At 67.2% G+C, this 13,031-nt stretch carries 12 protein-coding genes; 5 read left to right on the forward strand and 7 right to left on the reverse strand.

Going from position 1 to position 13,031, the window contains the following annotated elements; all coding sequences use genetic code 11:
* Nucleotides 1–176: 176 nt before the first annotated feature.
* The 3 genes from ACH4D3_RS19165 to ACH4D3_RS19175 all read left to right on the forward strand — a co-directional run bounded on the left by ACH4D3_RS19165 (nt 177) and on the right by ACH4D3_RS19175 (nt 3,112).
* The gene (locus ACH4D3_RS19165) at nt 177–449 is read left to right on the forward strand and encodes a WhiB family transcriptional regulator (protein ID WP_186779667.1); all 273 of its coding nucleotides are present in this window, start codon (nt 177–179) and stop codon (nt 447–449) included.
* A 112-nt stretch (nt 450–561) separates the two neighbouring features.
* Nucleotides 562–2,136, forward strand: a complete 1,575-nt coding sequence (locus tag ACH4D3_RS19170) for a cytochrome bc complex cytochrome b subunit (protein ID WP_398323449.1) — start codon at nt 562–564, stop codon at nt 2,134–2,136.
* 133 nt (nt 2,137–2,269) lie between these two features.
* Nucleotides 2,270–3,112: an alpha/beta fold hydrolase gene (locus ACH4D3_RS19175; RefSeq protein ID WP_398323451.1), complete on the forward strand. Its 843-nt coding sequence runs from the start codon at nt 2,270–2,272 to the stop codon at nt 3,110–3,112.
* Between the two features lie 912 nt (nt 3,113–4,024).
* Here ACH4D3_RS19175 and ACH4D3_RS19180 read toward each other — a convergent pair.
* The 4 genes from ACH4D3_RS19180 to ACH4D3_RS19195 all read right to left on the reverse strand — a co-directional run bounded on the left by ACH4D3_RS19180 (nt 4,025) and on the right by ACH4D3_RS19195 (nt 8,707).
* The gene (locus tag ACH4D3_RS19180; RefSeq protein WP_186779664.1) at nt 4,025–4,630 is read right to left on the reverse strand and encodes a YceI family protein; all 606 of its coding nucleotides are present in this window, start codon (nt 4,628–4,630) and stop codon (nt 4,025–4,027) included.
* Between the two features lie 119 nt (nt 4,631–4,749).
* On the reverse strand, nt 4,750–5,499 hold the full coding sequence (locus ACH4D3_RS19185; RefSeq protein ID WP_398323453.1) for an SDR family oxidoreductase: 750 nt from the start codon (nt 5,497–5,499) through the stop codon (nt 4,750–4,752).
* Nucleotides 5,500–5,673: 174 nt separating this feature from the next.
* Nucleotides 5,674–7,404 (reverse strand): L-aspartate oxidase, encoded by a 1,731-nt coding sequence (locus ACH4D3_RS19190; RefSeq protein WP_383625496.1) that lies wholly within the window; start codon nt 7,402–7,404, stop codon nt 5,674–5,676.
* Nucleotides 7,405–7,474: 70 nt separating this feature from the next.
* Complete coding sequence (locus ACH4D3_RS19195; RefSeq protein ID WP_398323628.1) at nt 7,475–8,707, reverse strand: NAD(P)/FAD-dependent oxidoreductase; 1,233 nt, start codon at nt 8,705–8,707, stop codon at nt 7,475–7,477.
* A gap of 182 nt (nt 8,708–8,889) precedes the next feature.
* On the opposite strand from ACH4D3_RS19195, the gene fdxA reads away from it, so the two are divergent.
* On the forward strand, nt 8,890–9,276 hold the full coding sequence (gene fdxA, locus ACH4D3_RS19200) for a ferredoxin (RefSeq protein ID WP_186779660.1): 387 nt from the start codon (nt 8,890–8,892) through the stop codon (nt 9,274–9,276).
* Nucleotides 9,277–9,323: 47 nt separating this feature from the next.
* On the opposite strand, the gene ACH4D3_RS19205 is transcribed toward fdxA, so the two are convergent.
* From ACH4D3_RS19205 to ACH4D3_RS19215, 3 genes are all read right to left on the reverse strand, one after another.
* Complete coding sequence (locus ACH4D3_RS19205) at nt 9,324–9,821, reverse strand: Ohr family peroxiredoxin (RefSeq protein WP_186779659.1); 498 nt, start codon at nt 9,819–9,821, stop codon at nt 9,324–9,326.
* 214 nt (nt 9,822–10,035) lie between these two features.
* Nucleotides 10,036–10,932 carry an RNA polymerase sigma-70 factor gene (locus tag ACH4D3_RS19210; RefSeq protein ID WP_398323456.1) on the reverse strand — a complete coding sequence of 299 codons (897 nt, stop codon included), beginning with the start codon at nt 10,930–10,932 and terminating at the stop codon, nt 10,036–10,038.
* Between the two features lie 155 nt (nt 10,933–11,087).
* Nucleotides 11,088–11,861 (reverse strand): class I SAM-dependent methyltransferase, encoded by a 774-nt coding sequence (locus ACH4D3_RS19215; RefSeq protein WP_398323457.1) that lies wholly within the window; start codon nt 11,859–11,861, stop codon nt 11,088–11,090.
* A gap of 155 nt (nt 11,862–12,016) precedes the next feature.
* Between ACH4D3_RS19215 and ACH4D3_RS19220 the strand changes: the two genes are divergently transcribed.
* The gene (locus tag ACH4D3_RS19220; protein ID WP_384503294.1) at nt 12,017–13,024 is read left to right on the forward strand and encodes a patatin-like phospholipase family protein; all 1,008 of its coding nucleotides are present in this window, start codon (nt 12,017–12,019) and stop codon (nt 13,022–13,024) included.
* The last annotated feature ends 7 nt before the right edge of the window (nt 13,025–13,031 follow it).

Genomic DNA, 13,031 nt, shown 5'->3' on the forward strand with positions numbered 1-13,031 from the left:
TCCTCACAAAGATGTACCAATTGTTGCCACTGTCCCCCAAGGAGTGCAACGGGGGGCCGAGGGGAAGTCTGTCAGGCCCGAGCGAGCTCTCTCGATGTGCGGAAACCCCTGTGTCACACATACGGGCAGTGCCCGGTCTCACAAGCCAGATACTTCGTCACCGAGGAGGCTCAGCCATGGACTGGCGTGAGAAGGCGAGTTGCCGACACGAGGATCCTGATCTCTTCTTCCCTGTAGGCAACATCAACAGTGGCCCGTCGCTGGTACAGGTTGATGAGGCGAAGGCCGTGTGCCATCGGTGCCCCGTGATGGAGACATGCCTGAACTGGGCGATCGGGGTCCCGCCAATGGAGGGGATCTGGGGCGGCACTACGGAGAGCGAGCGCCGTGCCATCAGGCGCCAACTGGCACGCCGGACGACCCGGACCACCGTGAAGGCCGTCGCGTGACAGGTTCCGGGGTGCTGGGGACGGAACCGCGACACGGTTATGTCACATATTCACACGGTGTCTGGTCGTATGGAAGACAGACGTCCGCAATCCCAGCCGTTGGAGTGCCACCGTGAATGAGTCGGGTGAAAGGGTCGCCCAGTGGACGAAAGAGCGGCTGGGCCACCGCGGCAGTGACCGGGGAGCACTGCGGAAGGCTTTCCCAGGGCATTGGTCGTTCCTGCTGGGAGAGATCTGCCTCTACAGCTTCGTCGTCCTCGTCCTCACGGGCGTGTACCTGACCTTTTACTTCCACCCGTCGTCCGAGCAGCTGATCTATGAGGGCAGCTACGTGCCGCTGCAGGGGCAGCTGGTCTCGGAGGCGTTCGACTCGACCATGCACATCTCCTTCGACGTGCGTGGCGGCCTCCTCATCCGGCAAGCCCACCACTGGGCGGCCTTGGTATTTGTTGCCGCCGTGTTCACACACATGATGCGGGTCTTTTTCACCGGCGCCTTCCGAAAACCGCGTGAGCTCAACTGGGTCCTGGGGTTCTCCCTGCTGATCCTGGCCATGTTCGGGGGACTCACCGGATACGATCTGCCGGGCGACCTTCTGTCCGGCACCGGGCTGGTCGTCGTGAACGGAACGATCCTCTCCATACCCATCGTCGGCACCTACCTGTCGATGTTCCTCTTCGGCGGAGAGTTCCCGGGAAACGATCTCGTGGCCCGCTTCCACACCATCCATGTCCTGCTGATCCCGGCCCTCATGACGGCGCTGATCCTCGCCCACATCGTCCTGTCCCTCCGCCACAGGCACGCCCAGTACCCCGGGCCGGGACGCACCAACGACAACGTCGTCGGCATACCCGCCCGGGTGTATGCGGTGAAGGCGGCGGGATACTTCTTCCTGGTCACCGGTGTGATCTTCTTCCTCGCAGCCATCGCACAGATCAATCCCGTCTGGGAGTACGGCCCCTACCGGCCCGACCAGGTCTCGGCCGGATCACAACCCGACTGGTACATGGGCGTGGCCGACGGACTCCTGCGGGTCATGCCCGGATGGGAGATCAGCGCCTGGGGTCACACGCTCGCCCTCGACAACCTTGTTCCGCTACTGGTGGGCGTCGGACTCTTCGCCGCAATGGGCGCGTATCCCTTCCTCGAGGCGTGGGTGACCGGCGACAACCGGGAACAGCACCTCCTCGACCGACCGCGCAACAGGCCCGCGCGCACCGCACTTGGGGCCGCCTGGCTGAGCGTGTACATGGTGTCGCTGATCGGGGCGGCCAACGACCTGATCGCAACGCGTTTCCACGTCTCTGTCAATGCTGTGACGTGGGGGGTCCGCATCGGCCTGTTCGCCGTACCGCTCGTCGTCTACTTCGTTGCGAAACGCTGGGCCCTCGGCCTGCAGCGACGCGACCGCGACAAGGTTCTGCACGGCCGGGAGACAGGCATCATCAAACGCCTCCCGCACGGAGAGTACGTCGAGGTGCACGAGCCGCTCGGCCCCGAAGAGCTGCATGCGCTGACCGCGCACGAGCAGTATGCGCCACTTGCTCCGCCGACCAAGGACCACGACAACGCAAGGCCCACCCGCGTACAGCGGCTACGGAGCCGGCTCAGCCGCGGTCTCTACGGAGAGACTTCGCAGATTCGGAAGCCGACTGAGAAGGAATACAAGGAAATTACTCACCCGTAGATGTCACACGGCGACCGGGTTCCCTGTCACAGAAGCGGAGGAGGAACGTAATTCCTCTGCTCCGAAGAGGCCCGGATCACAAGCGGATCCCTCCATGGCCGCGCACCAGTAAATTCCCGGAAAGGTCTTCGAAATGAACTCGCGTTCTGTTTACCGCCGTCTCCGCACACCACTCACTCTTACGGCCGCAGCGACGGTCGCAGGCGCTCTTCTCGCCACGTCGGTCGCTCCGGCGAGCGCCGGCAAGGGAACACCGTCCCAGCACCGCAAGCCGACCGTGGTCCTCGTCCACGGCGCATTCGCCGATTCGACCAGTTGGAACGGCGTCATCAAGAAGCTGAAGCGGCACGGATACCCGGTCGTAGCCGCGGCCAACCCGCTGCGCGGACTGAGCAGTGACTCCGCCTACGTCAAGGAACTCCTGGCCGGCATCGACGGGCCCGTGGTGCTCGCCGGACACTCGTACGGCGGATCGGTCATCAGCAACGCCGCCCGCGACGCCGACAACGTGAAGGCGCTGGTCTACATCGCGGCCTTCCTGCCCGACAAGGGAGAGAGCGCGCTCGCTCTCTCCGGGAAGTTCCCGGGCAGCACCCTCGGCGAGGCCCTCAAGCCGGTACCGATCACCCAGCCCGACGGCTCCCAGGGCGTCGATCTCTACATCGACCAGAGCGAGTTCAACCACCAGTTCGCGGCGGACGTCCCGAAGAACACAGCCGATCTGATGGCTGTCACTCAGCGCCCCGTGACCAGTGCCGCATTGGAGGAGGAGGCCGGCGAGCCCGCCTGGAAGACCATCCCCTCGTGGGTCCTGGTGACCACACAGGATCTCAACATCCCGCCGAAGGTCCAGAAGTTCATGGCGGACCGAGCCAAGGCCCACACGGAGAAGGCCGTCGCCTCGCACGCGGTGAGCGTCTCGCAGCCGGACAAGGTCGCCGACATCATCCAGGACGCCGCCCGGACGGTCCGCTGACCGTCGGCCCACGGCAGAAACCGGGGCGGGATGGCGTGTCGCGCCATCCCGCCCCGGTTTCTGCCCGGCACGTGGCATGCAACTCCGTGCATAGATCGAGCGGTGGAAGTCGTCCGATGCCTGTCGGGCCAGCGCTCATGACGGCCACGTAGACGCATCACGGGGGCAGTCCTGGTCGGTGGGCAGCGTCCTCGGGCAACGGACGGCCGTTGCGCAATCCCGTGCGTTGACGCTCGAGACCGGACGTTCACACAGCCGTAGAACTCCTCCTCGTTCACGAGTTCTACTGCTGGCGCCGTAGGGCTTCCTGCTTCATCGCCGACCGCTGCCCGGAGCACTCCGTTGAGGTCTTGTGCCGGCTCCACTGGCCGACACTGGGCAGGCTTTTCGCAGCGCTCACGTCCCTGCCGTGGGTTCGTGGCGCAGCCGCCCGTCCGGTTGTGAAGGCTCAGGACGTCGTGCCCTGCCAGGTGCAGCAGCGGGAGCACAGTCTGGATGCGAGAAGCGGTCGACGGCGACCACTTCTCGCCCCTGCCAGGATGCCGTACTCCAAAGAGCGGCACTCACTCCCGCCCGCCTCCGAGGTGGCTCGGGCAAGCGTGTGGTTCTCGACCATGGTGCGAGCAGAGCGATCCCCCTCCAGCGCGGCCCCGACCCTCGCTCAGTGGGCGGCAACAGGCCGCCTTGCCCAATGAGTTGCATCCCCACCGGCCTGACTCGGGCCGTCACCCCGGCGACCAGCCCTCACCCACGGAGCTCGTCCCGCTCACAGTGGCCTGGTCGGCCTTGATGTAGCCCATCATGTCAGCCATCAACCGCCGCTAACGGCCCGTCGAGAGTTGGACCACGTACAGACCAGCGCGCCAGACCCCCGGCGACCGGAGATCTGGCGTGCGCGTGAGCGTCAGTGGGTCAGGCGGCGGGAGATAGCTGCTGCTCCTGGCGCACTGCGGAGATGTCGAGCACCAGCGTCACCTTGTCGCTGATGAGGACACCGCCCGTTTCCAGGGCTGCGTTCCACGTGAGTCCCCAGTCGGACCGTTGCAGGGTGGCCCTGCCCTCGAAACCGACCCGGTGCTGGCCGTAGGTGTCCTGGCCGGCACCGCCAAAGGTGATCTCGAGGTCGACGGGCAGTTCGATGTCCTTGATCTTGAGGTTGCCGACCAGGCGGAACATGTCGTTTCCGACCGGCACGATCCCGGTGGAGCGGAAGGTCATCAGAGGAAAGACCGCGGAGTCGAAGAAATCCGGGCCGGTGAGATGCGTGTCCCGCTCCCGGATGCCGGTGTCCAGGCTCTGCGTCTGGATACTCGCGTAGGCCTCTGACCGTTCCGGCCGGGAGCCGTCGAGTTTGAGGAGTCCCTCGAACGCGTCGAACTTTCCCCGCACATTTGAGATCATGGCGTGCCGGACGGAGAAGCCGATCGTGCTGTGGACCGGGTCGATGGTGTAGAGGCCGGTCAGCGGCGTGTACCGGCCGGTCTCGGAGAGGCTGTTCTGCGTGCGGTTCCTGAGCATGACCAGACGCTTCCTTCGGGGGCGGAGTGATGTGGCGGGGGAGGGCGGCGCCGTCGGGAGAAGACAGGGGCGGCCCCAGAGAGGGGCCGCCCCGTCCGGACGGCCTGCTGCCTGCCGCTCTACCGCTGCTGCTGCGCGGACCAGTCGGCGATCCGGGTCTCGGCGATCTGCGCGTCGGGGCCGGGCAGGAGTGTGGTCTCCTGGAGCTGGGCACCGAAGTACGGGGCCTTCGGGTCCGCCACGACCTTGCGGGGGTCGTTCTTGGCGGCGAGGGCCTTGCGGACCAGCTCGTCCAGCTGGAACGCCTCGGGGCCGGCCACCTCCACCACGCCGCCCACGGGCGTGCCCACGGCTGTGCGGCCCACGGCGGCGGCGACGTCGTCGGAGTAGATGGGCTGGATCTTGACGGGGGCCAGGCGCACGGTGTCGCCCTCGGTCGCGGCGTCCGAGATGCCCTTCATGAACTCGAAGAACTGCGTCGCGTGGACGATGGAGAACGGGATCCCGGACTCCTTGATCAGCTCCTCCTGCACCTGCTTGGCACGGAAGTAGCCGCTCTCCTGGAGCCGCTCGGTGCCGACCACGGAGAGCGCGACATGGTGGGTCACACCCGCTTCCGCCTCGGCCTTGAGGAGGTTGCTGGTCGACGTGCGGAAGAACTCCATCACGTCGTCGTCCGCGAACGAGGGGGAGTTCGAGACGTCGACCACGACGGAGGCGTCCTGCAGGACCTCGGCCAGGCCCTCACCGGTCAGGCAGTTGACGCCGGTGTTGGGAGCGGCCGGCACCGCCTCGTGGCCGTGCTCGTTCAGCTTGGCGACCAGCTTCGAGCCGATCAGGCCGGTCCCGCCGATGACTACAACCTTCATGATTCGGATCCTCTCCGAGTTCTCTCTGCGCGGCGAAGTTGCGTGAAGCGGTGTTCCGCCGCATCGGCCAATTTTGTTCTTCACTGGGAAAGACAGAATGCTGACTTCATTTGTGACACTGCACCCGGATGGATTCGGAACCCTCCGGACCTTCCGTGCCGGGATAGCTGCGGTCTATTCCACGAGCTTGCCGTCGGCCGAGACGTCTTCCATCAGACGGGAGATCTCGTCCGGAACAGGGCCGATGCTCTCGTGGGTGATTCCCGACGTGGGGGACCACACCAGGTTCACCTGCAGCGCGGGATCCATCTGCGGGTAGTCGCTTCGGTTGTGGCACCCGCGGGTCTCCCGGCGTTCGAGCGCCGCTTCGAGCGTGGCCCGCGCCGCGAGAGCAGCGGACTTGAGATCGAAGGCGTGGGCCAGGTCCTGGAAGCCGGCGATGTCAGGGTGGACGCCGACATCTTCCATCCGCTTCTCGATCGCGGTGAGTTCCGACAGCCCGGCGCGCAGCCCGTCCTCGTTGCGTACGACGCCCGCGTGCTCGGTCATGGTGTTGCGGATCGCGCGCTGGAGGGCGCGCACGTTCTCCGGCCCGTCCGCCGCGAGCAGCTCGTCGATCTCCGCCCGTGCCGCGGCCACCGCGGCCGCAGAGCGTGGCTGCGCAGTGAGCCCCTGGGAGTAGGCGGCGGCCGCTTGGCCCGTGATGCGGCCGAAGACCAGCAGCTCGATGAGGCTGTTGCCGCCCAGGCGGTTGGCACCGTGCAGGCCGCTGGACGCCTCGCCGATGGCGTACAGACCGCGTACGTCGGTGCTGTGGTCGTCGTGCCTGACCCACACGCCGCCCATCGAATAGTGGGCCGTGGGCGCGATCTCGATCGGCTCGCGGGTGATGTCCAGCATCTGCAGGTCGAGCAGTGTCTGGTAGACCCGGGGCAACCGGTTCATGATCGTCTGCCGGGGCAGGTGAGAAACGTCGAGCCAGACGCCGCCCTTGGGCGTACCGCGCCCTTCCTTGATCTCCGTGTAGGAGGCCAGGGCCACCCGGTCGCGGGTGGACAGTTCCATGCGCTCGGGGTCGTAGCGGTTCATGAACCGCTCGCCGAGGGCGTTGCGCAGGATTCCGCCCTCCCCTCGAGCGGCTTCGCTGACGAGGGTCCCTGCCGCGTTCTCCGGCTCGATGATGCCCGACGGGTGGAACTGGACCAGTTCCGGGTCGCGCAGCCGGGCACCGGCTTCCACCGCCAGCCGGAACGAGTCGCCGGTGTTCTCGTCGCGCCGGGAGGACGTACGCCGCCAGATACGGGTGTGGCCGCCCGCCGCCAGAATGACGGCGTCGGCATGGATGAGATAGCGCTGTCCGTCCGTGAGGTCGAAACCGTAGGCCCCGAACACGGCACCGTCGTGCACCAGGAGCCGGGTGATGTAGACGCTGTCGAGCATGGGAATCCCGAGCTGAGTCGCCCGCCGGATCAGGGTGCGCTGGATCTCCAGGCCGGTGTAGTCGCCGGCGAAGGCGGTGCGGCGGAACTTGTGCGCGCCGAAGAAGCGCTGCGAGATGCGGCCGTCGTCCTCCCTGGCGAAGGCCATGCCGTAGCGCTCCAGGTCATCGATCCCCAGGGCGGCGCCCTGGGTGACGATCTCGACGGTGCGCGGATCGGCCAGGAGGTAGCTCTCCTTGAGTGTGTCCGCGGCGTGCTGCTGCCAGCTGTCCTCGGGGTCCATGGTGGCCAGGGCCGCATTGATGCCCCCGGCGGCCAGGGCCGTGTGCGTGTCCTCCTTCGGGCGCTTGCCGACGGCGAGGACATCCATCCCGGCCTCGGCGAGTTCGATGGAGGCCCGCAGGCCAGCCCCGCCCGTACCGATCACCAGCACCCCGGTGGAAAGACGTCGTTCGGTGATAGCCACGATTGCTCCGATCGCTTGGGTCGTCACCGACTACGACCGGCTGGTCCCGGTGTTTGTGACACGGGCCGGATCAGGGCAGCAGGCTGCCGAGGGGGACCTCGGGGTCGGCAAGAAGAGCGTCGTCGATGTCGGTCCGGGACTGCACCAGAGCCCGGATGGGATCGACGACGTCCCACACGTTGACGTTCATGCCGGCGAGCACACGACGGCCCGACATCCAGAAGGCGACGAAGCGCCGCTGGTCCAGATCGCCACGGAAGACCACACGGTCGTACCCGTCGGCCTCCGTGTAACCCGTGTACTCCATCCCCAGGTCGTACTGGTCGGTGTAGAAGTACGGCAGCCTGTCGTACACGGCGTCCTGGCCGAGCATGCTCCGCGCTGCTGTCTCCGGCTGATTCAGAGCATTGGCCCAGTGTTCGACGCGCACATGACGGTCGAGGAACGGGTGGTAGGCATTGGCGACGTCACCCGCCGCGTAGATCCCGGGCACCGACGACCGCAGGTGCGCGTCGGTGACGATGCCGTTGCGCACCTCCAGGCCCGCCTGCTCGGCAAGTTGCACGTTGGGGGTGATGCCGACTCCCACAACGACGGCGTCCGCGTCCAGACGAGTACCGTCGGACAGCAGCACCCCGTCCGCGCGGCCTCCTGCCCCGGTGATGCGCTCAACCTCCACACGCGAGCGCAGGCGGACGCCGTGATCCGTGTGGAGCTGGGCGAACACCTCGGCCGCCTCCCGGCCCAGCACCTTCATCAGGGGCAGATCTCCATGCCCGAGCACCGTCACCTGTGCCCCCGCCATCCGTGCGGCGGCCGCCGTCTCGAGCCCAATCCAGCCGTCGCCGATCACCACAATCCGTGCGCCCGCGGTGAAGGCGGCCTTGAGCCGTTCGCTGTCACCCACCTGCCGCAGGTACAGCACGTTCCCGAGATCCGCACCCGGAATCCGCAGGCGGCGAGGAGACGAGCCGGTGGCCAGCAAGAGCCCGCCGTAGGACACACGGCGGCCGTTGTCGAGCTCCACCTCCTTGGCCAGAGGGTCGACGGCCCGCACGCTGGTGCCCAGGAACAGGTCCACCGCGTTGTTCGCATACCACTCCTCAGGGTGCACGAAGATCGAATCGCGCTCTTCCTTGCCCAGCAGGTAGCCCTTGGACAGCGGCGGGCGGACGTAGGGCGGCTCCTTCTCGTCGCTGATGACGAGAAGTGGGCCGGTATGGCCGTGCTCCCGCAGTGCCTCAGCCGCCTTTCCTGCGGCGAGTCCGCCCCCGACGATCACGAAAGTGTTCACAGATGACACGGTGTTCCTCTTCTCGGATGTCGCATTACGAGGCACGTGGCCCTCGGCCAACTGACCGGGCATCTGTGCCTCCTGTGACATCCGGCCGGGCCTCGGCGATCGCCGGGGTGTCACACCAGCAAGATCTCCTCGGTCTTAACGGCTGGCCGGGAGTGCCGCGTCCGAGGGCGAAGGAGGACAGGATGACGTACGTCATTGCGCAGCCCTGCGTCGATGTCAAGGACAGAGCATGCGTCACGGAATGCCCCGTGGACTGCATCTACGAGGGCGAGCGGACGCTCTACATCGACCCGTCCGAGTGCGTCGACTGCCACGCGTGTGAGCCGGTGTGCCCGGTGGAGGCGATCTTCTACGAAGACGAGCTCCCTGAGCAGTGGGCGCACTACCGCTCTGTGAACGCCGAGTACTTCCAGGCCGTCCGGGAGCCGGACACGCCCCGGGGCACCGGAGGCGACCACCGTTTCGTCGCTGAGCTGCCCCCGCAGGGCTCGCGGAGAAAGAAGGAAACCGCCGTGTTCACCATCCGGAAGGAAGAGGCCGCCGATGCCGATCTCTGGTTTCCCAGCTGACACCCGGTCCGCCGCTCGGGCGCCAGCCGGCGCATGCGACGGTGCGGTCAGGGAGCGAGAGTGACGGTCGACGGCGTTCCCTCACCAGCCATTCTGGCGTAGGGACACAGCGAGTCCGCCTTCTCGATGAGGGGCGTGGCGACCTCCGGAGCGACACCGGGCCACTTGACCACCAGATCGACGCGGAGCAGGTACCCGCCGTCTCCCGGATCCCGGCCGAACGCCACTGTCGCCTCGACACAGATGGCGGATGGATCGAGCGCCTCCTGCCGCGCGACCAGGCTCAGGGCCCCGTGGAAGCAGGCCGCGAAGCCGGCGGCGAAGAGCTGCTCGGGATTGGTTCCGTGCCCGTCGCCGCCGAGCGCGGCTGGCATCCGCAGGTTGAGGTCGAGAACTCCGTCGTCCGACCGCGCTCGTCCGGAGGCCCGTCCGTGGGCGGCCACCCCACCACTGACCGTCACGGTCGTCGTGTAGATGGCGGAGAAGGACTCGCCGTCGAAGTCCTTGTCCGTGGACAGGTCCGGCAGTCTGATGTGTTCGGTCACCTCGTGACTCCCCAGGCAGGAGTCTTGACTTGCCGGCCACAACCGCTCACACCGCAGAGGGCGGGACCTGCCGCGCCGCTCATGGCTGTCATCACGTCGTCTGTCCTTCTGGTCTTCAGGAAACCGCAGATTCGGATAACCAGATGACCGACGAGTGGCCGTCCTTGTGACACAGCGTGCCCCGAGCCGCCTCCTGAGTCTTCGAAGGCCGTGCTCAACCTGTCAGCGACGCGACGTACGGCGTCAGCTTGGCCGGGTTCATCACCCACATGATCCGGTCGATGCCCTCTGCCGAGACATCGACGGACAGCAGAGCCACGGGCTCCTCCCCAAACTGCACCAGGACCGCCGGCCGGCCGTTGGCCTCGACCCAGCGGACCTGTGCCTGCGGCCAGAAACGGGGGGCGAAGGCGGCCAGGTACCTGGCGACACGGGCACGCCCGAAGACGGGGATCCTCGATGCTCCACGCACTCCTCCGCCGTCGGAGTAACTGACGACATCCGCAGCGAGGACATCCTCCAGAGCCTCGAGATCCCCGGTCCGCGCCGCAGTGAGGAACACCTCCAGCAGGCGCTGGTGGGCGGACCGGCTCACCCTCTCACCGCGCTCGGCGGCCAGATGCTTACGGGCCCGGCTCACCAGCTGGCGGGTATTGACTTGACTCGTCTCCAGCATCTCGGCGATCTGCCCGTAGGGATAGTCGAACGCCTCTCGCAGAACGTAGGCGGCCCGCTCCACAGGGTTCAGCTTCTCCAAGAGGTGGAGAACGGCCAGTTCGACCGCCTCGGCGCGTTCCGCGCCCATCTGCGGATCCGCGCTCGTATCGACAGGCTCGGGAAGCCAGGGACCGACATATGCCTCACGCCGTACCCGGGCGGACTGGGCCGTATTGATCGCGAGCCGCGTGGTCATGGTGGCCAGGAAAGCCGCAGGCTCGACGACCTGGGTGCGATCAGCGTTCTGCCATCGCACCCAGGCCTCCTGGAGGATGTCCTCAGCCTCCACCGTGCTGCCCAGCACGCGATAGGCGATGCCGAAGAGCTGTGGACGCGACGCAACGAAGTCCTTCGTCGCCTTCTCCAGTGCGTCCACATCGTCCCCAGCGTGCATTGGCATCCCTTCCGGCCCGCAGAAAACCCATGCTACAACCGGCACAGACGGGACGCGCGGACGACTCGAAGGAACACACGGTACCCGAACATCGTGGTACTCGATGTCACACACGAGGGAGATCCGGCAGGGGCGGGAGACGGGAGCATGGCGGGTCAGAAGCGAGGCCCCGGGCGCACGAGTGTCACCGCGAGGACAGCCGGATCACGCCGCAGGGGCAGCGGAGCGAAGCCGTGACCGGCCAGGTCGCTGAGCAGATCTGCGCGAGCAGCAGGCCACATCCAGAAGGTCTCCGTGTGCCGACTGAGCAAACCCTCCGATCCCCGGACCCAGTAGCGGCATCGGGTACGGATGCGGTCCCCGACGGCCGACATGGCCATGTGCCCCCCGTAGACGTGCTGCCCGACCGTCTGGAGGGGAAAGACACGCACGGTGTCCGAATCGGGAACGCGAGCGGGCGGAAGCTGGAAGACCAGTGAACCACCGGGTACGAGCGCCCGGGCGACGGCCGGCCACAGCGCTCGCCGTTCCTCTGGCGCGAGACAGGCGATGGTGTTGTGGCAGATCGCCACATCCGCGACCTCGTGCAGTGCCGTCTCCTCAAGGGACCGAGGATGCACGGTGACACGCTCCCTCGGCGCCCGTGGCAGTGCAGCCAGCCGCGTCATCAACGGCGCACGCATAGCCCGAGAGGGCTCGACAGCATGCACATCGACCCGGGACTCGCCCAGGCACATCATGGTGACCCGCCCGGTTCCGGCTCCGATGTCGAGTACTCCGACACGCGCGTCTGCCGCATCGCGGCCGTAGAGCTCCCGGACGAGGGCCTCGTCCTGCTCCGCCTGGAGCACATCGTAGAACTCCGCGGTGACCGCATAGTCGTCCGGCGGTGGGCGGCGGGCTGGCGCTCTCGAAATGACGGAGTACATGCCCAGCAGGACCGGTCACCCGACGGATGTGTGACAGCCGTCCGGCACCCGACCGTATCCAGGGCGAGGACCCGCCCGTGTCACAGATCCACCTGCCACCCGGTCGTAGTGGGCGGACCGTAACGACGCGTCACCCAGGGTGGAGAAGGTAGATCATGCAGGTCACTCGCCTCCGGAAACCGCTCTCGTCACCACGCCCCGACGAGACGCGTTCCCTGCCACCGCGCAAGGTGTCCACGGCCGCCGAGGCGGTGGGCCTGAACACGCTTCCGCGGCCCGTCGCCGTGGTCGTGGGAGCCGGCGGCGTGCTGGGCGCGGCGCACGTCGGCATCGGGCACGCCTTGGAGGAGCGTGGGTTCGTCCCGGACATGATCATCGGGACTTCAGTGGGAGCGCTGAACGGCGCCATCGCGGCCTCGCGCCCCGACGGGGCGGCGTCGTGGCTGGAACACGTGTGGAGGGAACTGCGCCGCCGGGACGTGTACCGGCTCGCCCATCCGTCCTCCCGGGCCGGCATCTTCACCGACCTGGGGCTGCGCCGACTGATCGTCCGTGCCGGACTTCCCTCGCGCATCGAGCAGCTGGCGGTTCCCTTCACCGCAGTGGCCACGGATCTGGTAGCCGGTACACCGGTGCTGCTCGACCACGGCGACCTCGAATCCGCCCTGCTGGCCAGCACGGCCATCCCCGGGATCCTGCCGCCGGTCGAACGAGGGGGCAGAATGCTCGTCGACGGCGGAGTGACCGCCTACGTCCCCGTGCTGGCGGCCCTCGAGTCGGGCGCATCCAGCGTGGTCGTGGTACCGACCGGGCCGGAGAGCTCGCCACTGCCCCCCAACGTCCCGCCCCTGCGGCCCGGCGCGATCGCCGCCCGGGCAGGGGTCCTGCTGTTGCACCACCAGATCGAACGCGACCTGCGCGAAGTGGCGCGGAGCATCCCGACCGTAGTGCTGCCGACCGGCACCCACGACTGGCCCGCCCCCTGGGATTTCGGCCACTCGCAGCGACTGATCAGCACCGCGTCCCAGACTGCCGGGCACTTCATCGACGCGCTGCACGTCACCGGACCGGGCCTGTACCGGATCGGGGACGCTGACGGGTCCGTTCCCGGCACACGGATCACTCAGAACGCTTGGAAGACAAGAACACAACAGAAGACCTGATCACAAC

The organism is Streptomyces sp. NPDC018026 (assembly GCF_044327745.1).
In the GTDB taxonomy this organism is placed as follows: Bacteria; Actinomycetota; Actinomycetes; order Streptomycetales; family Streptomycetaceae; genus Streptomyces; species Streptomyces rubrogriseus.

Excerpts from the sequence above, each read along its gene's own strand:
- ACH4D3_RS19165 (WP_186779667.1), top strand. The coding sequence starts at position 177 with ATGGACTGGCGTGAGAAGGCGAGTTGCCGACACGAGGATCCTGATCTC.
- ACH4D3_RS19175 (WP_398323451.1), top strand. The coding sequence starts at position 2,270 with ATGAACTCGCGTTCTGTTTACCGCCGTCTCCGCACACCACTCACTCTT.
- ACH4D3_RS19180 (WP_186779664.1), bottom strand. The coding sequence starts at position 4,630 with ATGCTCAGGAACCGCACGCAGAACAGCCTCTCCGAGACCGGCCGGTAC.
- ACH4D3_RS19185 (WP_398323453.1), bottom strand. The coding sequence starts at position 5,499 with ATGAAGGTTGTAGTCATCGGCGGGACCGGCCTGATCGGCTCGAAGCTG.
- fdxA (WP_186779660.1), top strand. The coding sequence starts at position 8,890 with ATGACGTACGTCATTGCGCAGCCCTGCGTCGATGTCAAGGACAGAGCA.
- ACH4D3_RS19210 (WP_398323456.1), bottom strand. The coding sequence starts at position 10,932 with ATGCACGCTGGGGACGATGTGGACGCACTGGAGAAGGCGACGAAGGAC.
- ACH4D3_RS19215 (WP_398323457.1), bottom strand. The coding sequence starts at position 11,861 with ATGTACTCCGTCATTTCGAGAGCGCCAGCCCGCCGCCCACCGCCGGAC.
- ACH4D3_RS19220 (WP_384503294.1), top strand. The coding sequence starts at position 12,017 with ATGCAGGTCACTCGCCTCCGGAAACCGCTCTCGTCACCACGCCCCGAC.